Origin of the sequence: Rhizobium quercicola (assembly GCF_021168455.1) — a bacterium.
Classification (GTDB): domain Bacteria; phylum Pseudomonadota; class Alphaproteobacteria; order Rhizobiales; family Rhizobiaceae; genus Ferranicluibacter; species Ferranicluibacter quercicola.
In genome coordinates, this window is record NZ_JAJOZR010000006.1 from 292954 (window position 1) to 318483 (window position 25530).

Consider the following 25530-nt stretch of genomic DNA (forward strand, 5'->3'; position numbering starts at 1 on the left):
GTCACTGCCCCACCTCGCTCTTGGTCGCGGTGTAGTAGCTGGCATAGGCGACGCCGTTATAGACCTCGCCCTTCAGCGCCGGCGACTGGACGTAGAGGCGCTGGACGATCTGCGTGCGGGGAATGAAGTAGCCCTGTTCCAGCACATAGGCCTGCAGCTTATCGAGAAGCGGTGCCCGCGCCTCGATCGTGCCGGCGCCGGCGATCCCGTCGCGCAGGTCGTTGATGACGGGGTCGCGGTCGTCGAGCGCGAACCAGTTCTCGCCATTGTTGGCATTGGTGAGGATGCCCGCCACGGTGCCGGCGTCGATGAAGCTGCGCGTGACCTCGTAGGCCGGCACGGCCGCGCCGCCGAACTTCACCTTCTCGCCGAAAGTGACCACGTCATAGGCGCGGATCGCCACCTTCCAGCCAATCTTGCCGAGCTGCTGGGCGATCAGCTCGTCGATGGATTTGGAGGCGGCGAGATACGGGTTCGAATGGAGCGTCAGCAACAGCGGCTTGCCGTCCTTGGTCCGCACGCCATCTGCGCCCTTCACCCAGCCGGCCGCGTCGAGCAGCTTTTCGGCTTTGGCCGGATCGTAGGCGAGCAGGTCGCTGTGGTCGGTCGCGCCGGGCACGTTGCTCTGGATGAAAGAGGTCGCGAGCTTCCAGTCGGGCGTATAGACCGTGTCGATGATCTCCTGCCGGTTGATGCCGGCCTGCAGCGCCTGGCGCACCTTCACATCGTCATAGGGGGCGAGCTTGGTGTTGATCGCCAGGCCGTTGACGAAGCCGAGATAGCGCGGCGTGGCGACCGTGAACCCCTCATCCTTCAGCGAGGAGAGCTCCTGCGGCGAGGCGTTGTACGCGACGTCGGCCTGGCCGGACTGGACGGAGGCGACGCGCAGCGACGGCTCGGAGACGAGCTTGTAGGTGATCGTGTCGAGGAAGGCCGGGCCGGTATGGCCGACGGCGGCCGGCCCCCAGTTGTAATCCTTGCGCTTGGCGAGCGTGACGTGATCGCCCTCCTTCCAGGATTCCACCACATAGGGACCGCTGCCCGACGTCTTGGAAAGGTCGGCCTGCTCGGAGGCCGGCAGGGCGAGCGTCTTCGGCGAAATCAGGATCGAGCCGTGATAGCCGAGCGTGGGGATGAAGCCGAGCGTCGGCTTCTTGAAGGAGACCGTCACGGTTGCCGCATCCACGGCTTCGGCATGGTCGTAGGTCTTGGGGAAAAGGCCGATCGGGTTGATGCCCTCCGCCTTGCGGCCGGCATACCAGATGTCGAGATTGGCGACGACGGCGGCCGCATCGAGGGCCGTGCCGTCGGAGAAGGTGACGCCCGGCTTCAGATGCAGCGTGAACTGCGTGGCATCGGCGTTCTGCTCCCAGCGCTCGGCGATCCAGGGGTTGACCTTGCCGTTCGCATCGACATAGAGAAGCTTGTCGGCCACATGGCCCCAGATATGGCCCTGGAAGCTCGAAATAGCGCTGTTGTTGGGGATCCAGGTGTCGCCGAGCGAATCGATGAGGAAGGTGATATCGCCCCCCTCCTTCTTCGCCTCGTCGGCCAGCGTGACGGCAGGGCCGGCCAGCGTCGTAAGGAGGGCAAGGGCCGTGACGGCCGAGGTGGCGCGCAGCAGGCGGCGGCGGGCGGGGGAGAAGCGGGTGAGGGAAAGCAGGGAGGCGCGGTCGGTCATGCGGGGTTCCTGAACAGGTTCGGGTTCTCTTAAGGCCCGCCGGCCGGCTTCGGCGCATGCGGGAGGGCAATCATTTGGCTGGCTAAAGATCCGTCGCCGGACAACAGGCGCTGCCGGCGGCGCGGCAAGGGGCAATGCCCTGCGCGCAAAGGCCGGTGGCGGTTGTTAAAACGGCCGTTCTCGGGATGGCGGGGGCTGTCGTCTCTCGGATCACAGGTCTCGGCTCTCGTTTCCGCCGCCTGCACCCGGCGACCACCCTAGACTAGGGGGATGCGGAACCGATGAGAAAGACCAGTTGTTCTTATTCGATCGAATTTATAGATTATTTTGGCCGTTTTTCCCGATGCGCTGGGATCAGCGTTTCAGGGGGGAATGCGGGTGGGGATGCGCCGAAGCGACGGCCTTTCCCGGAAGCGCGGGGTTCGGGCGTTTCCCGGGGGATCAGAGGCGGGGCGGGGAGGCGGTGGCTGCGGGCACCCTGTCGCTCCTCGTCATATCGACACCGAGGTGCGGCGCGACGTCATCGAGGATGGCTTTCACAGTGAGATCGCGGTGCCGAGCGCATCCTTGTCCGCCGTTGCCGAAAGGCGGCCGGCATCCTTGTAGAATTGATACGTCGTGGCGTGAATCGTCAGAAACGTGATCGGCGAGAACCTTGCCTTGAAAGGGTTGGCCTCGGGCAGCAGACCTTGCAAGGCGTCCAGTCGGTGCGCATCCTTTCCCTACGGCCTGATCCCTTCGGATGTCAGGGGGCAAGCAGGATTTGTTCGGCGGCTTGCTGGGCGAGATCGGCATCGTTCCTGTTTCCAATCGCCGAAAGCGCCTCGGCGGCTGCGATGTCTTCATGCGCCAGTCTCAGCGCGTTGGCGATATGCAGGGTGAGCACACGGCTCACGACGCTGTAATCGCGTGAGCTAAAACGAGAAATTCAGAGTTCACTTCATCAGATCTTTTTTGGGGCACCGTTGCGTGGGCGAGGGCACCACGGCTGCAAGATATGTCGCGTATCCTGACTTTTGCAGCTTTGGAGGGTTAATCTCACTCAACGAGAAAATTGAGGGCTTCAGGAGATAATGAAATAGTCGCGGGAAGTTGCAACCAGACTTCAGAGCATAGAGCGTTGCTCTATGCGAACCAGGTCGCCGAGGATAACCCTCAATTCTGGCCAAGGTGTTTCATTATAATTCAGACCAGCATCCTCCATCATTACGAGGCAATGCAATTTTGCGATCACTTCAACCAGCTCAAAGGGTTCGGCCAGTTGAAGCACCCGCGCCAGAATTTTTTCCCGTTCCAAGAGCTCGCGTTCACAAGCAAGGGCAGCGCTGTAGCCAACTTTGCCGTCGGCGGCCTTCCACTTTTTTCGAAGACGCCGTAGTCTTGAGCGCGCCTCTCTAACTTGTTGTGCGCTGACGTGCAGTTTCAGACGTTCGATCTCGGAAAACGACGTCACGCTAACTGGCTTCTCCCGGCCTGTCACCGCGAGTGTTACCAGCGGAAAACTGCCGGCCTCTGTAAGGACCTGCCTTTCAAGCTTCTGTTGACGCTTTGTTGCCTGCTCTCGCTGTCGATGAAACAGAAGCCAGCTCTGCCACAGCTCCGCAGCTGGCGTAGGACCTGGCTCTCGGCCTTGCCGCTTCTTGCGCAGTTCTGCGCTACGAACGGCTAGCAGGGTCGTTGCGGCCGACATGAGGTTTTTTCGGGTGAACGCGTTGCGACGCGTCTGCGACACACGGTGACCGCTGACTTTTCCCGAGCAAATAGAAGGCAAAGTTCTGCTATTGTCAGAATCACCCATGATCCGAGCATCCAAAAGCTAGGTTGTGGTGCGGTCGGGTATCGTGGTGCAAACACGTCAACCTGGCCGACAATGTTGGGGTCGAAGATAAACGACGTCTTTTACAAAGTCAATAAACGGCGTCGTTTATAAAGGTGAATTATCGTATGGGACGGCCGCCGCTCTATTTCAAAGAACTGAAGATCCGCCTCTCGTCGGAAACGTTGGAGCGGATCCGAGCAATGGTCGGAAATTATAGGACCGCATCATTCATTCGAGAGGCGATCGAGAACGAGCTGAAAAGGCGAGAGGGACTACCGCAGACCGACGAGCCCTCAGATCCCAAAAGGCCTAACGACTAACACATTAGCTGCTTTTACAACCTTTGCGCCCACGGCACAGATTGCTCGCCATCGTGTAAGCGGTGGTGATCGAACTGGCCGGATCGTGGTTCGCAACATCAAGCCGGGTGTTTGCTTGCAGCCAACGGCTCATGGTACGCGCGGCGCAGCTTATCGTTGCCGAGACGGTCTTCGGTCACCATCTCGGTCGGAGATCATGGTCCCTATGATCGGACCCGGCTCCATATCCCCGAATGCGGGAGCGTCGTTCAGCGCGGCTGGGAAACAAGAAGGGTTGTGCGCGGAGCCTCTCTTATCCTTGCTCGCGCCCGGCAACCATGTCTTCGCCATCGCCTGCAAACCGCATCGGCTCGAAAATCCGCACCGGCGGCGGTGGACCGTCGAGGCGGGTTGCTTGCACCCGGGTCAGCTGTCCCGTCGAGCCCTGTGCCAGTTGCGAGGTGCCGATGTCGCGGGTGAGGATGTTGGGGTTGCCGTGGATGCAGGTGGCGGTTTCCGCCGTGGGGTCGTCCGGCTCGAACCAGGCGCCGGTCGCCAGTTGCAGGACGCCGGGGCGGAGGGCCTCGCTGAGCACGGCGGCGGCAAGGCAGCTGCCGCGGGCGTTGGAGAGGCGCACGACGTCGCCGTCCCGAATGCCGCGCGCGGCGGCGTCGTCCGGGTGGATGCGCAGGGCCTCGCGACCGTCGATCTTGGCCGCGCGGCTGACGGCACCGTAGTCGAGCTGGCTGTGCAGGCGCTGCTGCGGCTGGTTGCAGACGAGGTACAGCGAGGCGGGGTCTGCGGCCGCGGGCTCTGCGTGCGGCGGGTACCAGCGCGGGTGGCCGCGGCAATCCGCATAGCCGAAGCTGTCGATCACGTCGGAAAAGATCTCGATCCGGCCGGAGGGCGTGGCGAGCGGGAAGGCGTCCGGGTTCTCGCGAAAGGCGCGGGCCGGGCCGCCCGTGTCGGGCTTGAGCGGCAGCACGAGTTCGCCGCGCGCCCAGAAGGTATCGAAATCGGGCGCCTCATGGCCGCCAGCGACGAGCGCCTTGCGCGTCGTCTCGTAGAGCAAAGCGAGCCAGTCGCGGGCGCTGCGGTTTTCGGTGAAGGCCTCCTCCGTGCCGAGCCGGCGGGCAAGGCCCGAGAAGATGGCATAGTCGTCGCGCGCCTCGCCCACGGGGTCGATCAGCTGCTTCATGGCGATCATCAGCGGATCGCCCGAGGCCGCACCGATGTCGTCGCGCTCGAGCGTCGTCGTCGCCGGTAGGACGATATCGGCATGGCGGGCCGATGCGGTCCAGGCTGTCTCGTGCACGATGATGGTTTCCGGCCGGCGGAACGCGGCGCGAAGTCGGTTGAGATCCTGGTGATGGTGGAAGGGATTGCCGCCCGCCCAGTAGACGAGCCTGATCTCCGGATAGCGCCGCGCCTGCCCGTTATAGGCGTAAGGCGCGCCGGGCTGCAGCAGCATGTCGGCGATGCGCGCGACGGGGATGAAGTCGGCCACCGGGTTGCGGAACTGGTCGAGCGTCGGCAGGGGCACGGCCAGATCGTGCTTGCCGGTATTGCCGAGCGCGCCCAGCGAATAGGAATAGCCGCCGCCGTCGAGCCCCATCTGCCCGAGCATGGCGGCGAGAACGATGCCCATCCAGACCGGCTGTTCGCCATGGTCGGCGCGCTGCAGCGAATGGCTGACGGTGACGAGCGTTCGCAACTGCGCCATGTCGCGGGCAAGCGTGCGGATCGTCTGCGCATCGATGCCGCAGAGGGCGGCGGCCCATTCGGCGGTCTTCGCCACGCCGTCGGACGCCCCGGTGAGATAAGCTTCGAAGTCGGGGAAGCCGACCGTGTAGCGTTCGAGAAAGGCGCTGTCGTGCAGGTGCTCGGTGGCAAGGACATGGGCGAGGCCGAGCATCAGCGCGACATCCGTGCCCGGCACGATCGACAGCCACTCGCCGTTTGCTTCCGGCGGAAAATCGTCCCGCAGCGGGCTGACGAGGATGAAGCGGCAGCCGCGCGCGCTGGCGCCGGCGATCCTGTCGCGCACGATATGGGCGCTGTTGCCGCCGCCATGGACATCGGCATTCTTGATGGCCATGCCGCCGAAGGCGACGACCAGCCCGGAGCTGCGTGCGATCGCATCCCAGGTGACGCTCTTGCGCTCCACGTGATCATAAGGCCCGAGCACATGCGGCATGATGACCATGGCGGCGCCCGAGCTGTAGGTGTTGACCGATTTCACATAGCCGCCGAGCGTGTTCAGGAAACGGTGCACCTGGCTCTGCGCATGGTGGAAGCGACCGGCGCTCGCCCAGCCATAGGACCCGCCGAACACCGCCTGCGGGCCATGAGTGCCGTAGACGCGGGAAAGTTCGTCCGCCACCAGCGCCAGCGCCGTGTCCCATTCCACCTCCACGAAGTCGTCCGCGCCGCGCGCGGCGGCGTTGCCGGGCCGGCCCTCCAGCCAGCCGCGCCGCACGGCCGGGCGGCGGATGCGCATGGGGCTGTCGGCGCTGGCCGGCAGGTTGCCGAGGAGCGGCGAGGGATGCGGATCGCCGGCATGCGGGCGGATGTCGAGGACGCCATCGAGGAGCCGGCCGGAAAAGGCGCCCCAGTGGGAGCTGTGTGGCCTGAAGGGCGTCATGGGCGGCATCCTCTCAGCGTGCGGACGGAAAAGCGTCGTCGGGCAGGATCTTGCCGGGGTTCATGATGCCCTTCGGGTCGATGGCCGCCTTGATGACGCCCATGAGATCGACGGCGTCCCCGTGCTCGCGGCGGAGATAGCCGATCTTGCCGGTACCGACGCCGTGCTCGCCGGTGGCGGTGCCGCCAACGGCAATCGCATGGTGGACCATCGCCGTGTTGATGGCGGCGACCTCGGCGAGTTCGGCCTTGTCATGCGGGTCGACCGCGAAGACGACGTGATAATTGCCATCGCCGACATGGCCGAGAATGGCGGCGGGGACGCTGCAATCCGCAAGCAGAGCGCGCGTCATCAGGATGCAGCCGGCAAGCTCCGACACCGGCACGCAGACATCCGACGACCAGCCCTTGGCGTTCGGGCGCTGGGAGACGACGGCATAGAACGCGTTGTGCCGCGCCTTCCACAGGCGGTTGCGCTCTTCCGGCGTGCTGGCGAAGGCGAAGTTCAGCCCGCCATTCTCCTCGACGATGGCGGCGACCATTTCCACCTGCTCGGCGACGGTGGCCGGCGAGCCGTGGAACTCGAAGGCGAGCGTATCCTCGACGTCGAGCGACAGGCTGGAATAGCGATTGACGGCGTCGATCAGGCCGCGGTCCATCAGCTCCATGCGCGCAACGGGAATGCCGAGCTGCACCACGGAAATGGCGGCCGCGACGGCCTGTTCGACCGTGGGGAAGGAGCAGAGCGCGGCCGAGATCGTTTCCGGCAGGCCATAGAGCCGCAGCGTCACCTCGGTGATGATGCCGAGCGTGCCCTCCGAGCCGACGAAAAGGCGGGTGAGATCGTAGCCGGCCGAGGATTTTCGCGCCCGGCCACCGGTGCGGATGATCTCGCCGCTCGGCAGAACCACGGTCAGCGACAGCACGTTCTCGCGCATGGTGCCATAGCGCACGGCATTGGTGCCGGAGGCGCGGGTGGCCGCCATGCCGCCGAGCGAGGCATTGGCGCCGGGGTCGATGGGGAAGAAGAGACCGGTGTCGCGCAGATGCGTATTCAGCTGCTCGCGCGTAACGCCCGCCTCCACGGTGGCGTCCAGATCCTGCGCTCCGACGCGCAGGATGCGCGTCATGCGCGAAAGGTCGATGGAGATGCCGCCCTGCAGCGCGGCGAGGTGACCTTCGAGCGAGGTGCCCGTGCCATAGGCGATGACCGGGACGCCGGCCTGCGAACACAGGCGGACGATGTCGGACACCTCCTGTGTCGTTTCCGCAAAGACCACCGCATCCGGAATGGCCGGCGTGTGGTGGGATTCGCCGCGGCCGTGCTGCTCGCGCAGGGCCTGCGATGCGGAGAACCGGTCCGCAAACCGCGTCTTCAGCGTTTCGAGAAGGGCGGCCCGCGGCGCCCCCTGGTCCAGGGGCTGCGGGGAGAGAGCGGGGGAAGAGGACATGAGAGACTCCGTAACATCATGGCGATCGCCAGCCACCTGCGATCATCTGGTAGCGATCATCTGCCAACGATCGTCTGGCTGCGATCGGCCGTCGGCCATCAGGCGATCGGCGTTTCGCCGTTCAGGTGGCGCTCGAGAAAGGGCAGGCTGTCCTGGCCCCAGTAGAGCTCGTTCTCGAAGCGGTAGGTCGGCAGGCCGAAGACGCCGGCCGCCGCCGCGACCTCCCGGTTCGATGCCCAGATGGCGCGGATCTCCTCCGACTGCGCATGCTGTTCGAGCGCGGCGCCGTCCAGTCCCACAGCATCGGCCAGGGCGATGCGCACCTCGGGCTTGCCGATGTCCTCGGCACGGCTCCAGAAGGCTTCCTGCAGGGCGGCGGTCATCGCCAGCCAGTCCTTGTTCGCCTCGAAGGCGGCGATCACCAGCAGGCCGGCCGGGGTCGGGTCGGACAGGGCGGCGCGGTTCTCGAAGGTCAGCGTCTTGCCGCGATGCGCCGCCCAACGCTTCAGGTCCTTCGTCCAGTAGGTCCGGCGCGGCTCGGGCCGGTTGCGCGAATAGATGCCGCCATTGTCCTCGATGAGGGGGATGAGATAGGGGCGGATGGTGGCGCCATGGCGCTCGGCCAGATCGCGGAAGGGGGCAAGGCCGATGAAGGCGAAGGGGGAGCCGATGCCGTAGAAGTAATCGATGGTCTTGGTCATGCGCGCTTTCTTTCAGGGTGTTGGGTAGCCCGGACGACACCGGGCGTTCGGGCGGCGTCGAAGACGGAGAGCGCGCAGTCGCGTGCGACGAGCACGGCCCGGGGATCGCGTCCGACGGCGACGGTGGAGAGGGCGCCCTCATAGAGAAGCGCGAGATGGGCGGCGGGCGCGTCCGGCGCGGCGGCGACGGGCGCGAGAACCGTGCGGAAGATATCGCCGACGGCGGCCTTGTGGGTGCGCGCGATCGTGGTGACGCGCTCGGACTCGCCGTGCTCCGCCACGGCAAGGGCGAAGGCGCAGCCACGGAACTCCGGGCTGTCGGCCTTTTCATGCAGCCGCAGGAAGATCGCCTCCAGCTGATCGCGCGGGGCGCCGACCGTGCCGAGCACCTCGTTGAGCGAGCGCAGCACGCGCTCGTGCCGATCCTGCAGATAGGCGGCGACCAGATGATCCTTCGACGGGAAATGCCGGTAGAGCGTCGCCTTGGCGACATTGGCCTCCTCGATGATCCGGTCGATGCCGACGGCGCGGATGCCCTCCCGGTAGAAGAGCGTGCTGGCGGAGGCGAGGATCTGGTGGGCGATGGATGGTTTCATGGAGACGCCTTGTGCGGTTTTGGCCCTGACGCGCAGGTCGGGAGAACGGCCGTCGGGAGAAAGACAAGTCTTTCTGGACGAGGACGGCCTACCCCTTGCGATGGGATGCGGGACGGCCTTTCAACGATGTGGCCTCACGTCCGGCCCTTCCACGGCACCAGCACCGCTTCCAGCAGCCGCGTGGCGGCGGCGAAGGTGAAGGCGCAGGCGGCGATGATGAAGATGCCGACGAAGACGACGTCGGTGGCGAGGAACTGGGCGGCCGACATGATCATGAAGCCGATGCCGCGCGTGGAGGCGATCAGCTCGGCGGCGACCAGCGTACCCCAGCCGATGCCGAGCGCGATGCGGATGCCGGTGAGGATTTCGGGAAGGGCCGAGGGAAAGACGATGTCGGTGAAGAGCTGGAACCGGCTGGCGCCGAGCGACCGCGCCGCATGGATGCGCTCGATGGGCAGCGCCCGCACGCCGGCCTGCGCCGAGAGGCAGATGGGCGCGAACATGGCGAGCGTCAGGAGCGTGATCTTCGACGTTTCGCCGATGCCGAGCCAGATGATCATCAGCGGCAGATAGGAGAGCGGTGGCAGAGGCCAGTAAAACTCGATCGGCGTGTCGAGCACGCCCTTGGCGACGCGGTTGACGCCCATCACCAAGCCGATCGGGATGGCGAGGCTGATGGCGATGGCGGCGGCCGTGAGGATGCGGAACAGGCTGGCGAACAGATGCTCGCCCAGCGATGCGCCCGCATAGCCGTCGCGATAGATGTTGGCGAACTGCGTCACCACCTCGGCCGGTGCCGGAAGAAAGAGGGGGGAGACGAGGCCGAAGCGCGACGTCGCCCACCAAGCGCCGAGAATGACGGCGGCGGTGACGAGGCTGATGGCGGCCGTCGGCCGGCCGGCAATGCCGAAGCTCGTCATTTCCACGGTGCGGACGGGGCGGGGGAGGGAGGCTGACGGGGCGGGAGCCTGCAGCTGGTCCGGGCGGAGGACGATATCGTGCGCGATCTCGCTCATGCGGCGTCTCTTCTCACTGTGTCGGTGGCGTGCAGCAGGGCGCGGATTTCCTCGCGCAGCTCGGCGAAGTCGGGCGCCGTCTTGACCGCGCGGGCGTCGCCGCTCTCCGCGAACTGGCGCATGAACGGCGGATCGAACCGCCCGACGATGCGGCCCGGGCGCGGCGACATGACGAGCACCTGCGTGCCCAGAAACAGCGCCTCCTCGATGGAATGGGTGATGAAGAAGATGCGCTTGCCCGTGCGCTTCCACACCGACACCAGCAGCTCCTGCATCTGTTCGCGCGTCAGGCTGTCGAGCGCGCCGAACGGCTCGTCCATCAGGAGAACCTCGGGCTCGGTGGCGAGCGCCCGGGCGATGCCGACGCGCTGGCGCATGCCGCCCGACAGCTCGTAAGGGTAGGCGGCCGAGAAATCCGCAAGGCCGACGAGACGCAGCAGCTCCTCCACCCGGTCCCGCCGCTCAGCCTTCGGCACGCCGGCGAACGTGAGGCCGAGACCGACATTGTCGGCAACGGTCTTCCAGGGCAGCAGCGTGTCCTTCTGGAAGACGACGCCCCGGTCTGCCCCGGGGCCCGAGACCGGCCGGCCATTGAGCATGATCGTGCCCTCCGACAGCGGCAGGAAACCGGCGATGGCATTGAGAATGGTGGACTTGCCGCAACCCGAAGCGCCAAGCGCCACGACGAAGCCGCTGTCGGGAATATCGAAGGACACCCGGTCCAGCGCCTGAACGGTTCGGCCGTCGCGCGTGGCGAAATACACGCTGGCCTGATCGACTGTAAGCATAGGATGATCTCATGCAGGCGACGCCAGCGCGGAAAGCGCCGGCGTCTGGGATGTTTCGGCGACAGACCCGTTGTCCGGATCTATCACCTCAAGACGCGATCAGTTGCTGGCGCTGGCCAGCGCGTCCGGCGTGACGAAGGCCGCGTAGCTCGGCAGGACCTGCGAGACCTTGCCCTGATCTTTCAGGAACTGGGCCGTATCCTTCAGGATCTTAGCAGCACCCGAGGCCTCGCCGCCGCCGAGCCAGGCGGCCGAGGCCTGCACGTCGGGGGTCAGGAGATTGAGGTTTTTGAGCGCTGCCGCATGCTGCTCCGCCGTGCCGCCGAGGATTTTCGCAAGCGCCTTGGCATTCTCGCTCTCGGGTCCCCAGGCAGCCTTGTCGGCGGCAAAGGAGGCGTAATAGGTGTTGATCACGCCGGCATAGTCGCGCAGGAATTTCGGATTCTCGCTGGCGAAAGCGGAGGCCGCGACCCAGGCGGAGAAGGTGGGCGCGCCACGCTCCGCCACATCCTTCGAGGTGATCAGCACCTTGCCGGTCTTCTTCAGCTCGGTCAGCGCCGGATCCCAGACAAAGCCGCCGTCGATATCGCCGCGCGTGAAGCTGGCGACGATTTCCGGCTGCGGGATGGCGAAGACCTGGACATCCTGTTCGGACAGGCCGAGCGACGCGATGAGCGCGAGCAGCTGGTAATGGTCGGTGGAGACGGGGGCTGCGGCCAGCTTCTTGCCCTTCAGGTCGTCGAGGCTTTCGATGCCCGCGCAGTTGCGCACGACGAGCGCCTCGTCGATGCCGGAGATGGAGGAGAGATAGAAGGCCTTCACGTCGAGGCCGCGCGACGTGGCCGCGGCAAACGGGCTGGAGCCGACATAGCCGACCTGCACATCGCCCGAGGCGATGGCCGCGAAGATCTCGGCGCCCGAATTGAACTTGCGGAAATCGATGTCGTAGCCGGTCGCCTTGGCGAAGTCGCCATTGGCGATGGCGACCGAGGACGGCAGCGCGTCCGTCTGGTAGCCGACGACGACCTTCTTGTCGGCTGCAGCCGCAATGGACGCGAGCGAGAGACTGGCAAGACCGACCGCCGCGGCCGCGAGAAAGGATTTGAACGTCATATGTGCCCCCTTCGCGCGGAAGATCTGATCCGCGCCTGATGTTCGATGTCTTGAGGATGCGCGAGCGGGGCCGGTTGCGACAGCAATAATCTACCAAATTACTTGGGTAACGGGCAAGGACGTGCTCTGTTTGCGCAGACAAACGCAGCACGCGGATGGGGCGGCCGATGTCGCCCCGCAAAGGGAGCATGTCGTTTCCTCGGGTGCGCAGGCGTCCAGCCCGTGATCTTCTGACGCTGTCCAATGGAGGTGCCGCGGAGGAGCGGCAGGCATGAAGACGGCTTCATGCCGCCGCCATGGAGGGCCAGGCTTGCGCAGATGCGGCCGACGGAGCGCTCGATCCCCGACGCGCGTCCGTCGCCGCAGCCTGCGGCACAATGGAGATGGAGGAGAAGGACATGAGCAAGAACAGAGGCGTGGTGTACCTGAAGCCGGGCAAGGTCGAGGTGCGCGATATCGACGATCCGAAGCTCGAGGCGCCGGATGGCCGCCGCATCGAGCACGGGGTGATCCTCAAGGTCATCTCCACCAATATCTGCGGCTCCGACCAGCACATGGTGCGTGGCCGCACCACCGCCCTGCCGGGCCTCGTGCTCGGCCACGAGATCACCGGCGAGGTCATCGAGAAAGGCATCGACGTTGAGATGCTGGCGGTCGGCGATATCGTCTCGGTGCCCTTCAACGTCGCCTGCGGCCGCTGCCGCTGCTGCAAGAGCCAAGACACCGGCGTGTGCCTGACGGTCAACCCGTCGCGCGCCGGCGGCGCCTATGGCTATGTCGACATGGGCGGCTGGATCGGCGGGCAGGCGCGCTATGTCACCATTCCCTATGCCGACTTCAACCTGTTGAAATTCCCCGACCGCGACCGGGCCATGTCGAAGATCCGCGACCTCACCATGCTCTCCGACATTCTGCCGACGGGTTTTCACGGCGCGGTGAAGGCGGGCGTCGGCGTGGGGTCCACCGTCTATGTCGCGGGCGCCGGCCCAGTGGGGCTTGCGGCCGCCGCCTCCGCCCGCATTCTGGGGGCGGCCGTCGTCATGATCGGCGATTTCAACAAGGAGCGCCTGGCGCATGCCGCAAAGGTCGGCTTCGAGCCGGTGGACCTGTCGAAGAGCGACCGGCTGGGTGACATGATCGCGCAGGTGATCGGCACGGACGAGGTTGACAGCGCCATCGACGCGGTCGGCTTCGAGGCGCGCGGCCATGCCGGCGGCGAACAGCCGGCGATCGTGCTCAACCAGATGATGGAGATCACCCGTGCTGCCGGATCGATCGGCATTCCCGGCCTCTACGTGACGGAAGACCCCGGCGCCGTGGACGATGCCGCCCGGCGCGGCAGCCTGTCGCTCCGTTTCGGCCTCGGCTGGGCCAAGGCCCAATCCTTCCACACCGGCCAGACGCCGGTGCTGAAGTACAACCGTCAGCTCATGCAAGCCATCCTCCACGACCGCCTCCCCATCGCCGACATCGTCAATGCCAAGATCATTCCGCTCGATGATGCGGCCGAGGGCTATGAGAGCTTCGATCAGGGGGCAGCGACAAAGTATGTGCTGGATCCGCACGGGGGTTTGGGCGCTGCGGCCTAGGCGGGTTGATGGAAGGAGCTGACCTCTTTTCTAGGTATCCGTTCTTCCGAACTCGTCATCGAGGCGAACCGTGTCGTCGTCGGAGAGATAGGATCCCGTCTGGACCTCGATGAGCTCCAGTGGGATCTTGCCCGGGTTGGCCAACCGATGGGTCACGCCCTGCGGCACATAGATGGACTCGTTTTCGTTGAGAAGCCGCGTCTCGTCGCCCAGCGTCACCTCCGCCGTCCCTTTCACGACCACCCAGTGCTCCGAGCGGTGGAAGTGCTTCTGCAGCGAGATCTTGCGACCGGGTGCGATCGACAACCGCTTGACTTCAAAGCGCTCGCCGCTGAGTACAGACGAGACCGAGCCCCACGGCTTGTAGGAAGTCGGGTGAACCTCCGTCAGGCTGCGTGTCGCCTCCGAGCGTGCGAGTGCCTTGACGATCTGACTGACGTTCTGGCTGTCGGCAAGACGGCCGACGTAGACTGCATCCTCGCTGGCGATGACGGCGATGTCGTCGAGCCCGTGCACCGAGACGTGAATGTCGCGCGAAAGAACCAAAGAATTGCGGGTATCCGAAACGCTCGCCTTCTGTCCGGTGACGTTGCCCGCCACATCCTTCTCGCCCGCGGCCCAGACCGAGTCCCAGCTCCCGAGATCCGACCAAGGGAAAGACGAGGGAACGACGGCCGCATGCGCAGTGCGCTCGAACACCGCATAATCGACCGAAATATCCGGCGCCTGCGCAAAGGATGCCGCATCCAGCCGTTCGAAATCCAAATCCCGCAGGGAGCCTTCAACAGCCGCACGCGCATGCGCATGCACGTCCGGCGCAAATCTTGCGAGATCCTCCAGGAACAGGCGGATCGGCAGCATAAACATGCCGGAGTTCCAAAGATAGCGGCCGGTCGCCAGCAGTGCCTCCGCCTTCAAACGGTTCGGCTTCTCCACGAAACGGGCAACCGTCTTTGCGCCGCCGGCCAGCGCGTCACCCGTCTCGATGTAACCATAACCTGTCGCAGGCTCGGTCGGGGTTATGCCGAAGGTCACCAGCATGCCCGTGGCGGCCGTTTCGCGAGCGAGTAGGATGCAGTCAGTATAGGTCGCGTTCGCCTCGATCTCATGATCGGACGCAAGCACCTGAACGATAGCTTCGTCCCCATGGTCACGGGCGACAACGAACGCTGCGGCGGCGAGCGCCGGCGCCGTATTGCGCGCAACCGGCTCCAGGAGAATCGAGGAGAGAGGGGCGCCGATGGCTTGCGCTTGCTCCGCCACAATGAACCGGAATTCGGCATTCGTCACGATCACGGCGGGTTCATAGATTTCCGAATCCGAGACACGCTGCAGCGTCTTCTGAAACAGCGAATGCTCGCTGAGGAACTGCAGGAATTGCTTGGGCGCCGTCGAACGGGACAAAGGCCAAAGGCGAGTTCCCTTGCCACCTGCCGTGATCACCGGAACGATTTTTCTCGTAAGCATCTCGATATACCTTCATTGCAAAGGGGAGCAGTCTTCCCAAGCCAAACCATCTTTGACAATGCGCGATCTGAAGGAAACGCGAATGCCGTTCTCTTTTGCCGATTGAATGTCCGACGGTCGATGCATTCGATCGGCGACCGGCCAACAAGCGACGCAACAATAGTTCTACTGCGCCGTGATATCATTTAACCTTCAGCGTCGAATGATCGCCGAAAAAATCTGAAACCATCGTGATCAGGGCCTCCACAGTGAAGTTCCGCCGTCCAAGTCGAAACTAGCATTACTTAAGCAACCCTTGCGGTGTTTTCTTGTACGGCAGCAAATTTCGTCTTAATTTGCTCTGATCTGATCTGTCCTGGATCGCCGCAACGACTCGACCGCGAAGATCTCCGCACATTTTCCTCGTCATTATCACCTCCCGGATCACCTCCCAGCAAATCGCCTGCAGCAGTGGATTAGACAGAACAGATCGCGCGAACGCTCGACCCGACTTATCAAAAATGCCCTAGCACGACGAGATAGGCAAACGAACCGGCTTTTGGCCAGCTTGGCATGGGCAGTAGCAGCTAGCGTTTCCTCACCCAGCGGTTATGCTATGCTGGAAAATTATGGAGATTATATAATGAAGCGGCAGATATCCATTTGTGACACCTCGTTCACGGTTGAAGATACTGGGACAGGGTTTTGGGATAACTTGTCCAACGGTATATGGGAATATGACACGCTTCAAACCATCAAGCAGCTGGTTGGGCCAAGGAGCCTCTTCATTGACGTAGGGGCCTGGATTGGCCCTATCACTTTGCTTGCGGCATCATGCGGCGCTAATGTCGTATCCTTCGAGCCAGACCCGGCCGCCTATGAGGAACTCCAAAACAACCTCGCAGCAAACCAGCCTGCGTTCGAAAATGTGATTACCATCAACTCAGCAATTGGCAGTGCTGCGGAGGAGATTACCCTCTACACAAGAAGAGCAGGCAACAGCGAGACTAGTATCTTCCAAACTCATGAGAGGTTTGGTGAAAACGTCGAGTGCACAGAATCGTTCAAAGTCAAGATGCTCGACCTTCGTTCTGAAATAGCCAACAGATATCGCGCTGAACGGCACGACAACATCATCGTGAAAATTGACGTGGAAGGTGCGGAATTTCACTTTTTTGCTGATGTTGCACCGTATCTGGCTTCTATTGGCGCTACAATACTACTTTCAACTCATTCCTTCAACATTGTTGAGAGGACAGAAGAGGCCACGACCCTTTCGAGGATAAAGGCTAAAAGTACCGTCGTTGAAGCAGCTCTTGTGTTTGACTGGTTTGTACGTGACGGAGACTCGCTTACACAAGTCGATAAAAAAGAGAGCATTGCTCATAGTTTTGCAAATATAGATAAAGCCGACAACTATATCCTAAGGCGGGATCAATCCTTGAAGGTTTATGTTGAAAATGGTGAGCCGAGTATTTTGCAAGACCCTGTTCTCGGATTTCCATTCTCACATTTACCAGAGGTGATGCCGGCGACTTCTGCTGAAGAAGCTGACTTTATATTTGCCTTTTTTCCATGTCCTTATACAATTGAAGCTAATGATACTGCTCGTATGATACGGGAAACGGACAGTTATCGGAATTATCGCGAAAAATACGTTTGGCAAAGCCTCTGCGATTTCCCGGATTTTTCCCGCTCAGACCCCGCTGGTCATAAACTGGTTCTCTCGCCGCTTCCTGCAAAAAATTTAAACATTCGTTACAACGTACACCCTATGCCGATCCATCCCTGCGAGGGCGATTACCAAATTCAAATGGATCGAGAACATACGGAAGATTGTAGATCGTTAGCCAAGATTTACGACTTTGCGTTCCTGGGATCGGTCGACGACTTTCCTGTCACCGGCGGTTTCTTTGGCGGACGAGCCTGGTTGCGCCAACTCGAAGCGGAAGGACTCCCAAACTTCTTTCTAAGATCCGCTAAGGGTTGGGCATTTTCCGAGGACTGGGCAGATCGTCACCGTGAATGGATGAAGCGGGTTGGCGAAGCTAAATATGGTTTCGCACCTGCGGATTCGTCAAACTCACCGCGCTTGTTTTGGACTATGCAGGTTGGGACCGTCCCGATCATTACTGACTATGAGCACTTACCCTTTGATGACGTTGTGGACTGGTCGTCACTTGCCGTCGTTGTACCCTCCTCTCAGAAGCTGACTTTCGACTATCGATCGCTTCCCACATCTGGGCCGGACTATGATCTGAAGAGAGAACGAGTCATCAAGTTTTGGGAAGAGTACTGCTTTTATCCGAATGCTGCACGGAAGCTCGTTAACCGTATTCGTTCGTCCATTACCCATGTAGCGGCACAATAGTCTGATGGCGCGGACAGCTGATTCAAGAATACGCCGATATTCGGTTGGATGTTTGATCCCGGACTTTGATGGTCCAATCTAGTCCACGGAATAGGGGGGGTACTATGGGCCAGGTTTTGCATGGGAGCGCCACGACGATAGAGGCAGTCCGTCGAGCAATACGAAGTCGTCAAGAGAGCCTGAGGTCGCTTTCCAGACGGTACGGGATTGATCAGAAGACTGTCGCCAAATGGAAGAAGAGAGCGTCTCTGGCTGATCTGCCAACAGGGCCGCACTTGACAGTTCTCTCGATGGAGCAGGAAGCGGTCATTGTCACTTTCCGCAGGCACACAATGATTTTTTTTCGATGATTACCTCTACGCGCTCCAGTCGACGATCCAGAACCTGACACGCTCATCCTTGCATCGATGCCTTCAGCGCCATGGTATTTCTCGGCTCCCCACTGTCGTAGGCAACAAGCGTCCGAAGAAGAAGTTCATGAGCTACCCTATCGCTATCTCCACGTCGATAGTGCTGCGGTGCATACGACACAAGGCAGTCTCTATCTCTTTGTAGCCATAGCTAGACCGTCTAAATTTGCCGTTGTTAATTTGGTCGAGAAGGCAACCCGACGCGTCGCCGGGAACGTCCTACATGCTCTGGCCACGGCTGTACCGTACAAGATCCATACCGTGCTTACTGACAATGGAACCCATTTCACCGACCCTAATGGCGATGGTTGGACACCTGAAGACATGAAAGGCATGCGCAGGGATAACGTGCCCTTGCGGCCTGAAAGCGTTCCGCAAAGAGAATTGGACACGTCTATTTACCGGCGGCCGTGGAGTTGATGGGTGGGCATAGCCGTTTTCCGGGTGAACCGGGCGAGGAAAGCCTGTCGTTTTTAACAATGATTTTCGCCTTGACGGCTTGCATTCCGGCCTTTCGGCCACGCGTGCGTCATGCGGCCTGCGGTTTTCCGGTCAGCCAGACATAGCGAAGCATATTGTAGGCGATATTGGCCATGCCGATCTTCACCCTCGCTCTACTGATGCCGATGGTTCGGATAAAGAGCTTCATCTTGTCCTTCTGCCTTGCGAAGACATGCTCGACGGCAGAGCGCACTTTCGAACGGCGGCCGTTGGCCCGCGACATCGCTTCCGGCATGGGCTTGCCCTTCGGCTTCCTCTGATGGATGTCCGACTTCAGGCCGTTGTCCTGCAGCCATTCCTCATTGGTCTTCGAACGATAGGCGCTGTCGGCCCAGACCGTCGATGCCGTATTGTCCTTGGCGACGACGTTCCGGAGTTGGGCGCCGTCATGGGCGCTCGCACTCGTCACCGTCCATCCCCGGATGAAGCCGTGTGCCCGGTCGATGCCCGCATGGTTTTTGTAACCGAACATCGGAATAGCAATGTCATGCTGCTTCGTCGCGGCTGATGTCGGCGTTTCTGTGGGCTGCTTGGCCTTGGAATACTTCACCGTCCAGCGCGCGTCGCGGTCCTTCTGCGCGAGCTTGGCGGGCTTGTCTTTCCACTCCGACGGGATTTCGCCAGCCTTGATCGCTGCCTTCTCGTCCTGGTTATTGTGCTGCTTGGGAGCCTGAATGATCGTCGCGTCAACGATCTGCCCACCCTTGGCCAAATAGCCAGATCGCGAGAGATGTTTGTCGAAACGGGCGAACAGATTGTCGATGGCACCGCCTCGAACAAGGCTTTCGCGGAACAGCCAGATCGTCTTGGCATCCGGCACCTTCTCAGACAAGGACAGTCCCAGGAACCGCATGAAGGACAGACGGTCCTGAATGACGAACTCGGCCTGGTCGTCGGAGAGGTTGTAGAGTGCCTGCAGCACCAATATCTTGAACATCAGCACCGACGGGAAAGCAGGGCGCCCACCCTTCAATCCATCCGACCGCTTCAGCGCTTTCGCCAACGGCTTCTCGAACACCGGCCAGGGAATGATCGCGTTGAGCTTCTCCAGCGGATCGCCCACCGCGCTCAACCGCTGATAACGTTCGTCCAGATCCCAAAACCCAGGCTGTCCCCGCATCATCCGCTCCCTGCAAATCACACAGGCCGATTGAATCAGAAAATAAACAAAAGGGGGAGGTTTTTAGAGGCGTCCAATTGAGAATTGCGATTCTGCCATCGCCCATTCTCTCGCGGTATCTTCCACTCTTTCTCTAATCTATTTAAGACGAGGTAGAGCAGTTTGGTCGCCGCGTCGTCGCTCGAAAAATGACCTCTTGCTCGCACAGCGCGACGCAGCTTGGCATTCACGGCTTCGATGGCGTTGGTGGTGCAGATGATCCTGCGCACGTCCTTGGGAAAGACAAAAACGGGAATGACCTCCCGCCAGGCGCGCCGTCAAATCTGGGCGACCGCCGGGAATTTCAGGCCCCAGAAGCCATCCTCGAACGTCGTCGGGGCTGTCTCCGCCGACTTATCGACATAATCGTCTTCCTCAGGTTGACAACCAATATCCCCCCTCCGACCATCGAAAAGAGTATCGACGATGATGAAACGCCGCTGGTTTTCCGGGGTGCGCCCCTGAAGACCGGCGGCCGCAGCACTTGAAGAAGATCGAAGCGGCACTTTTGGGGAGTATTTCTCCGGTACCGACAACTTCTGATATCAGTGCCTATCGAGTCCGGCAAGCCTACTGCGCGAAGGGTAATATCTCGTTTTGCGCAAAAATACATTTCTTCGAGGGTCTACCAAATTTGCTAATTTCCTATCCGTCTCCACGTCTGGTAAGAATCAAGCGAAAACTTTGAACCAGTGGGATCAGGCCAGATCGAACCTGCTCCCGCGCAGCCGCCGATTATCATTCCTACCTATCGGGACGCCGTGTACCACCTCTGACATATTCTACCGTCGCCTTGAGGCCATCTTCAATATTGACGAGGGGACGCCACCCAGTTTCTGCTAATATAAGCCGCGTATCTAGAAGGCTGACGGGAACATCTACCGCCCGCGGAGGGAGCCGGTTGATTTGAAGACCGCTCCCTCCCAAGCAGCGATCAATCATCTTAATAACGGCGTTAATGCTTACCCCGACGCCGCTGCCAACGTTGAAAGCGGGCACATTGCCATCGTATTTCAAGCATTCATGAAAAGCGTTTGCGACGTCAGTAATGTACACAAAATCACGAATATGTTCGCCGTCCCCAAATATGTTGAACGGCTCACCCGACATCGCAGAATTTAGCGCATAGGCTATGACACCCTGCCCCCCGGCCATCTTCTGACCCGGGCCAAAAGGATTAGCAATCCTCAATGAAACACATTTCATGCCGTATAATTTTTGAAACAGCTCCATATAGTGCTCGATCGTCAATTTACCGAGCCCATATATTCCCTCCGGTCTGGGCTGATAGTTTTCGTTCGTTGGGACCTCTGAGGCCTTTCCGTAAATTGTGCCACCGGATGACGCGAAAATAAAGCGGTTAACCGACTGCATTCTGCAAGCCTCGAGAGCAACCAACGCTAATGCTGGACCTGATGTGAAGTCCATGTACGGTTCCGTGTCGGCTCGTGCTGGAGAAGCTCCGCTTGCTAGATAAATAACCGCAGACTGCCCGTGGCACGTACGGGCAACAGCTTTCAGATCAGCAGCATCGGCTTGAACCCAGTCCAACTCGACGTTGCCTAGATTCTCCGGTTTTGGAGATCTGCTTAGACCCGTGAGACGGTACCCAAGCTCGCTCAACCGCACACAAACGGCCTTTCCAAGAAATCCACTTGCACCAATTACCAGAACGCGTTCTCTCATGAATACTCTTTTGTTAGTGACAGCGGGCTCGTAGAAAGTGCTTTGTCATTTGAAGCTCTGACCGTTCAATTGTCCACAATAGAATAGTATTAAAACGCCCGTGTGTTTGCGTATATCTCAATCGCGCTGCTGATCGCAGCCTGGTATTTTCGACCGATAAATTCCCCTGAAAAATCTTCGCGGACTCGCGCCGCAGCCTCGTTTGCATTCAGCCTGTCCTCATCTATATTGTCAATGACAGCGGCAACTCGCTCGTAGATCTCATGAGCCGCGGCGTCGACGGGCAGAGCCTCGGAACCTTGATAATCATAGATAACTCGCCCAATGTCGCCAACATCGGTCGATACAACGCTTACGCCGACGCTCATTGCTTCCAGCATAGCAAGGGGCACGCCTTCGTATTCGGATGTGATAACAAGTACGTCGACGGCGATATAAAATTCTTCCAATAACGGGATATTTTCGATGCGCTTTATATTCGCGAGTTGATTGCGTGTAATCTGCTCATCGATCAGCTCCGACAAATGTCCTTGCCCAACCATAACGAACTGGATGTTACTCCCGTTCTGTTGCGCTATCGTAGCGACGTCGACAAATATCTGAGGCCGTTTTTGATCCGCCAACCGGCCTACATAAGCAACTACTGGTCGATCAGAATCGAGGCCGAAACGTTCGAGAGACCGCTCCCTGCTGATGTGAGGAAGGTTTTTTTCGATCCGAGCAGAATCGATCGGATGGTAGATGAGTCGTATCTTTTCGCTCGGGACATTCAATCGGCTTGTAAACGCATCTTCTATGCGTGAATTAACCGCAATAAACAAGTCGGAAGCCAGTACACCCGGATGGTCGAACCATTCGATCCATCCAAACTTGTCATCGTAGCATTGATGATCGATAATAGCACAGTCCTTGAAAAGGCGCCTGATGCGAGCAGCGTGCTTCATCTGCCACATGCTACCGTTTGTGATCAGAAGTGCCTTCGGCTGATATAGCGCCTTCAGCCACGCCAGGGCCGAGAGCCTCGAGGTTTCATGGCAGGATTCCGCGAGATCAAAAACGGACTCGCATTGCTCCAACACACGCGACAACCAACTGCCCTGCGATTCGAGAATAACTTCTGTGCAAACAACAACGTAAGCGAACTGGTCCTTTGTCTGACGCATGATTTCAATCAGTACGTTCTCTGCTCCACCAACCGCAAGCACGCTCGGCAGAACAAAAACAACTGGTCGGGTATCGTCTTCGTTCAAACCTGCAAGTCTCGATGGCGATACACGCTGCCCATAATCAAACGTCCTGTGCGTCATATCCATCCTGGCGTCAGGATCTCTTGAAACGATCACGTCCTGACCGGATTGACTGATCACGGCGGTACGAAAAACGCTAGATAACGATACGCTGTCGCCCGTCGGCTGACGTGGCAGCCGCATTATCCTGCCTAACATCGGCGAGCTGTAATCGCCGCTGAGGATACGCGCAGCAGACGCGCGCTTGATGAACGAGATATCGCGCATATTAGGGGTACTGAACGTTGTATGATTCAGGTTCGAGGCCAGCATAAAGAAGTCGTAGCCCCCCATCGCCGAGGCGAGAAACAGATTACGAAGTTCATTGTTGCCGACGATACTGACTGAGCTGGTCGGGGAATAGATAAAATCAATGCTTTCATCGATTTCTGCCAAACTCGAGACCATTTTACTTCCGGGAAACAAGGTCAGGAAGCGATCGATTTCCGTACTCTTCGGATAATCGCTGATCACCAATGCTATACGAGCATCATTTGACAGGTAGCGGTTGCCCGAGAGAGCAACATTGACCTCGGAGGCACAGCGATGACGTTGCACGTAGGTCAGAAATTCATTCGTCTCGATAATGCTCGCGAACATTCTGCGAGCCTCGTCCTTAACCCTATGTGTGCTCTCGGATATCGTATTTCCACTGTGGATGCGGTAGTTGCACCACATCGTCGGGCTGTAAACAACTCTCCCGTTGAGCGTTGCGCGTATGATAAAGTCCCAGTCGTGGATATATCTGTAAGCCCGAAAACCGTCCAGTTTTTCAAAGAATACCTTCTTAATCACAAGGTTGCTTGTCGTTGCAATAAAATTCTGATTTAGGAGAGCTAGAAAATACTCGTTGTTTGCGGCAACCTTTTCAGGTGTCCACCCAATTGGCAAGCTATATTCTACGTCATAGAAAGCAGATTTTTTTCCTAGCTCCCTATCGTCTGAATCTACAATAGCGCAATTTCCGAATACGACATCCGCGTTGGTGGCTTTCGCGAACTGGGCAAAATTTCGAAATCTGCCCGGTGAGAAGCTGTCATCAGAGTTCAATATCGCAATCCACTCGTTCCGCGATGCGCGGCACAACTGATTTATGCGATGGTGCGCTCCGATGTTTTTTGGCGGGTTGTCCGTCAAATTGCGGATCTTTTCGGGAAACGCGCTGGCGTAACTTTCGATTATTTCACGCGTCCTATCACTAGAACCATCATCGGCTACCAAGACTTCAGTAATCAACGGATCGGTTAGGCAAGATCGTATCGCGTCGCCGATATAGTTTTGATGATTGTAAGCTGGAATTACGATAGATATCATATAACTAACCTCATGTGCTCAATCAAATAAAACCGAAGCCAGGAACATTTCCTATCGCCTCAGATTCAATTGATCGACCCATTCTCGTACGGAAATCTTCTAGAAGATGCCGATAGGCTGTCGACTGCGCAGAGGGATTCTCCGTCTGTAACATCAAATAGCCATCCATGTAAGCCAGTTGAAAAATAGCGTTGAGAAAGTCGGAATGCCAGTTCTGACTGCCGAGCCCGTAATGCTTATCTATTATTATCGCCCAAGATTTGAGCCCCTCCACAACTGTCGAGTAGTGTTGTGCTAGCAACAGACCTTCGCTGCCACTCCGGGGTGCACTTAAAATATCGGCAAGCGCCGGCCCTAGCAGCGCATTTTTTAACTCGGGGTGTATTTTAAATAGAACGTCCATCATGTAACCGCAGGAAACCTGTCGTTTCAAAAAGCCCGCGACATCGTAATGGTGGTGATGTTCTACCACCGCGCTTGGTGTGTAGAATACACCAAAGTTGGGATAACGCTTGCTCATCCGGTAGGCGAATTCGCCGTCCTCGAAGCCGTACAAAGTAAATTTGTCGGAAAATCCCTCAGACATCCAATCGTCCACCATGGTCGTCTTAACGGAGGCGTTAGCTGTATAAAAGCACCACGGAGAATATTTCTGCCACGGCTTCATGAACCGGTAGCCGAATTGCTGCTGTCCTTCACCTTGGATTAGGCTCATTGTAAAGTTTGGCAGTGAAAATCTGTTATCAGGCCAGATAACCTTACCTAGAACAGCATGTCCGGGACTATTGTCGATCTGATGAGCCTTGAAGTGTGCTTGAAACAGATGCTTGTTGACGGCGCGTGTGTCGTCGCCAAGAAACACCACAAGGTCACCACGGGCCATCGTTGCTCCGGTATTCCGCGCCATGCCGGGCCCTCTATTGCCTGTTTTCTCATACTTCAGCTTTGGAAAGCTCTTCTGGAGCAACATCAAAACATCGCTTGTTTCGTCTACCGACCCGTCATCAACAACAATCAATTCGATTGGGTGCTCTCCAACGACACCCAGCAGATTCTCAGCCGTTTCTCTAATCAGTCCAGCCCGGTTGAAGGTGGGAATAACAATCGACATCACCACCTCCGAACTGACGAACGAATGAACATTATGCGGAACCTGTTCTTTCGACGATTGTCGCTCGATGACGAAGTCGATAGGCTCGCCGAGCTCTACGTTATCTGCGCTATACCTTACGCAAATGGAATGCATTTGCCCGTCATGGAAATGAGGGGGGACTTCGTATTCAAACGCACACTCCGGGAGGCCAGCAGCTGCGAGATCCATTCGGAATCCATTTGCTAGTACTTCGGATGATCTGATGCCGTCGATTTCGACAGCAATTACGAACGGATCAGCATTATCGTCCGTGATCCAGCCGTGCAGGACTCCGTTAACTAGCCCGTCAACATTTCCTCGTACGTTCTGCATTAAGTCCTCGCTAATATTTTTGCTGCTCGTAACCCGCTCGCTGGTGAACTCTCTACCAAATGAAGATGCCCAATAGCAATCGGGGCAGCTGATTGCTCTTTCACCCCCCATATCATACGAGTTTCCATGGTGCGAGTTCCGCGACTTACGGCGCTGAATCAATTCGACGCGGTCACACTAAGTTCTCCTCTGCGGT

17 protein-coding genes and 2 pseudogenes are annotated in these 25530 nt (G+C 59.4%); 3 read left to right on the top strand and 16 right to left on the bottom strand.

Features of this window, described 5'->3' with window-relative positions:
- Position 1: 1 nt before the first annotated feature.
- The 10 genes from LRX75_RS11495 to tauA form a co-directional block, all read right to left on the bottom strand.
- Positions 2-1681, bottom strand: a complete 1680-nt coding sequence (locus LRX75_RS11495) for an ABC transporter substrate-binding protein (RefSeq protein ID WP_231814458.1) — start codon at positions 1679-1681, stop codon at positions 2-4.
- A gap of 745 nt (positions 1682-2426) precedes the next feature.
- Positions 2427-2576, bottom strand: coding sequence for a hypothetical protein (locus tag LRX75_RS11500; protein WP_231814460.1), 150 nt, complete (start codon positions 2574-2576; stop codon positions 2427-2429).
- A gap of 210 nt (positions 2577-2786) precedes the next feature.
- Positions 2787-3479: a hypothetical protein gene (locus LRX75_RS11505; protein ID WP_231814462.1), complete on the bottom strand. Its 693-nt coding sequence runs from the start codon at positions 3477-3479 to the stop codon at positions 2787-2789.
- A 633-nt stretch (positions 3480-4112) separates the two neighbouring features.
- On the bottom strand, positions 4113-6443 hold the full coding sequence (locus tag LRX75_RS11510; protein WP_231814464.1) for a molybdopterin guanine dinucleotide-containing S/N-oxide reductase: 2331 nt from the start codon (positions 6441-6443) through the stop codon (positions 4113-4115).
- A 13-nt stretch (positions 6444-6456) separates the two neighbouring features.
- Positions 6457-7893, bottom strand: coding sequence for an FAD-binding oxidoreductase (locus tag LRX75_RS11515; RefSeq protein WP_231814466.1), 1437 nt, complete (start codon positions 7891-7893; stop codon positions 6457-6459).
- Positions 7894-7991: 98 nt separating this feature from the next.
- Positions 7992-8594 (bottom strand): 2-hydroxychromene-2-carboxylate isomerase, encoded by a 603-nt coding sequence (locus tag LRX75_RS11520; RefSeq protein WP_231814468.1) that lies wholly within the window; start codon positions 8592-8594, stop codon positions 7992-7994.
- The gene (locus tag LRX75_RS11525) at positions 8591-9190 is read right to left on the bottom strand and encodes a TetR/AcrR family transcriptional regulator (protein ID WP_231814470.1); all 600 of its coding nucleotides are present in this window, start codon (positions 9188-9190) and stop codon (positions 8591-8593) included. The genes LRX75_RS11520 and LRX75_RS11525 overlap by 4 nt, the downstream gene beginning before the upstream one ends.
- A gap of 134 nt (positions 9191-9324) precedes the next feature.
- A complete protein-coding gene (locus tag LRX75_RS11530) occupies positions 9325-10110 on the bottom strand; it encodes an ABC transporter permease subunit (protein ID WP_231814535.1) in 786 nt (261 codons plus the stop codon).
- A 92-nt stretch (positions 10111-10202) separates the two neighbouring features.
- Entirely contained in the window at positions 10203-10994 is a 792-nt protein-coding gene (locus LRX75_RS11535) for a taurine ABC transporter ATP-binding protein (protein ID WP_231814472.1), read from the bottom strand.
- Between the two features lie 99 nt (positions 10995-11093).
- Positions 11094-12107 carry a taurine ABC transporter substrate-binding protein gene (tauA, locus tag LRX75_RS11540; RefSeq protein WP_231814474.1) on the bottom strand — a complete coding sequence of 338 codons (1014 nt, stop codon included), beginning with the start codon at positions 12105-12107 and terminating at the stop codon, positions 11094-11096.
- Positions 12108-12505: 398 nt separating this feature from the next.
- On the opposite strand from tauA, the gene fdhA reads away from it, so the two are divergent.
- Positions 12506-13696 carry a formaldehyde dehydrogenase, glutathione-independent gene (gene fdhA, locus LRX75_RS11545; protein ID WP_231814476.1) on the top strand — a complete coding sequence of 397 codons (1191 nt, stop codon included), beginning with the start codon at positions 12506-12508 and terminating at the stop codon, positions 13694-13696.
- A 30-nt stretch (positions 13697-13726) separates the two neighbouring features.
- On the opposite strand, the gene LRX75_RS11550 is transcribed toward fdhA, so the two are convergent.
- Positions 13727-15163 carry a mannose-1-phosphate guanylyltransferase/mannose-6-phosphate isomerase gene (locus tag LRX75_RS11550; RefSeq protein ID WP_231814478.1) on the bottom strand — a complete coding sequence of 479 codons (1437 nt, stop codon included), beginning with the start codon at positions 15161-15163 and terminating at the stop codon, positions 13727-13729.
- Positions 15164-15785: 622 nt separating this feature from the next.
- Between LRX75_RS11550 and LRX75_RS11555 the strand changes: the two genes are divergently transcribed.
- The gene (locus LRX75_RS11555; protein WP_231814480.1) at positions 15786-17513 is read left to right on the top strand and encodes an FkbM family methyltransferase; all 1728 of its coding nucleotides are present in this window, start codon (positions 15786-15788) and stop codon (positions 17511-17513) included.
- Between the two features lie 104 nt (positions 17514-17617).
- Positions 17618-18217, top strand: a pseudogene (locus LRX75_RS11560) (transposase family protein); the annotation flags it as partial.
- 235 nt (positions 18218-18452) lie between these two features.
- Here the strand turns inward: LRX75_RS11560 and LRX75_RS11565 are convergent.
- The 5 genes and pseudogenes from LRX75_RS11565 to LRX75_RS11585 all read right to left on the bottom strand — a co-directional run bounded on the left by LRX75_RS11565 (position 18453) and on the right by LRX75_RS11585 (position 25334).
- A complete protein-coding gene (locus LRX75_RS11565) occupies positions 18453-19544 on the bottom strand; it encodes an IS5 family transposase (protein WP_231814537.1) in 1092 nt (363 codons plus the stop codon).
- A 63-nt stretch (positions 19545-19607) separates the two neighbouring features.
- Positions 19608-19936: pseudogene (locus LRX75_RS11570) on the bottom strand (transposase); the annotation flags it as partial.
- Between the two features lie 391 nt (positions 19937-20327).
- Positions 20328-21269, bottom strand: a complete 942-nt coding sequence (locus LRX75_RS11575) for an NAD-dependent epimerase/dehydratase family protein (protein ID WP_231814482.1) — start codon at positions 21267-21269, stop codon at positions 20328-20330.
- Between the two features lie 89 nt (positions 21270-21358).
- Entirely contained in the window at positions 21359-23869 is a 2511-nt protein-coding gene (locus tag LRX75_RS11580) for a glycosyltransferase (RefSeq protein WP_231814483.1), read from the bottom strand.
- Between the two features lie 22 nt (positions 23870-23891).
- Positions 23892-25334, bottom strand: a complete 1443-nt coding sequence (locus tag LRX75_RS11585; protein ID WP_231814485.1) for a glycosyltransferase family 2 protein — start codon at positions 25332-25334, stop codon at positions 23892-23894.
- Positions 25335-25530 lie beyond the last annotated feature (196 nt).

Coding starts and splice junctions, on each gene's coding strand:
- LRX75_RS11510 (WP_231814464.1), bottom strand. CDS start 6,443: ATGACGCCCTTCAGGCCACACAGCTCCCACTGGGGCGCCTTTTCCGGC.
- LRX75_RS11575 (WP_231814482.1), bottom strand. CDS start 21,269: ATGAGAGAACGCGTTCTGGTAATTGGTGCAAGTGGATTTCTTGGAAAG.
- LRX75_RS11505 (WP_231814462.1), bottom strand. CDS start 3,479: ATGGGTGATTCTGACAATAGCAGAACTTTGCCTTCTATTTGCTCGGGA.
- LRX75_RS11550 (WP_231814478.1), bottom strand. CDS start 15,163: ATGCTTACGAGAAAAATCGTTCCGGTGATCACGGCAGGTGGCAAGGGA.
- LRX75_RS11515 (WP_231814466.1), bottom strand. CDS start 7,893: ATGTCCTCTTCCCCCGCTCTCTCCCCGCAGCCCCTGGACCAGGGGGCG.
- LRX75_RS11565 (WP_231814537.1), bottom strand. CDS start 19,544: ATGCGGGGACAGCCTGGGTTTTGGGATCTGGACGAACGTTATCAGCGG.
- LRX75_RS11495 (WP_231814458.1), bottom strand. CDS start 1,681: ATGACCGACCGCGCCTCCCTGCTTTCCCTCACCCGCTTCTCCCCCGCC.
- fdhA (WP_231814476.1), top strand. CDS start 12,506: ATGAGCAAGAACAGAGGCGTGGTGTACCTGAAGCCGGGCAAGGTCGAG.
- LRX75_RS11525 (WP_231814470.1), bottom strand. CDS start 9,190: ATGAAACCATCCATCGCCCACCAGATCCTCGCCTCCGCCAGCACGCTC.
- LRX75_RS11585 (WP_231814485.1), bottom strand. CDS start 25,334: ATGCAGAACGTACGAGGAAATGTTGACGGGCTAGTTAACGGAGTCCTG.
- LRX75_RS11530 (WP_231814535.1), bottom strand. CDS start 10,110: ATGACGAGCTTCGGCATTGCCGGCCGGCCGACGGCCGCCATCAGCCTC.
- LRX75_RS11535 (WP_231814472.1), bottom strand. CDS start 10,994: ATGCTTACAGTCGATCAGGCCAGCGTGTATTTCGCCACGCGCGACGGC.
- LRX75_RS11580 (WP_231814483.1), bottom strand. CDS start 23,869: ATGATATCTATCGTAATTCCAGCTTACAATCATCAAAACTATATCGGC.
- tauA (WP_231814474.1), bottom strand. CDS start 12,107: ATGACGTTCAAATCCTTTCTCGCGGCCGCGGCGGTCGGTCTTGCCAGT.
- LRX75_RS11555 (WP_231814480.1), top strand. CDS start 15,786: ATGAAGCGGCAGATATCCATTTGTGACACCTCGTTCACGGTTGAAGAT.
- LRX75_RS11520 (WP_231814468.1), bottom strand. CDS start 8,594: ATGACCAAGACCATCGATTACTTCTACGGCATCGGCTCCCCCTTCGCC.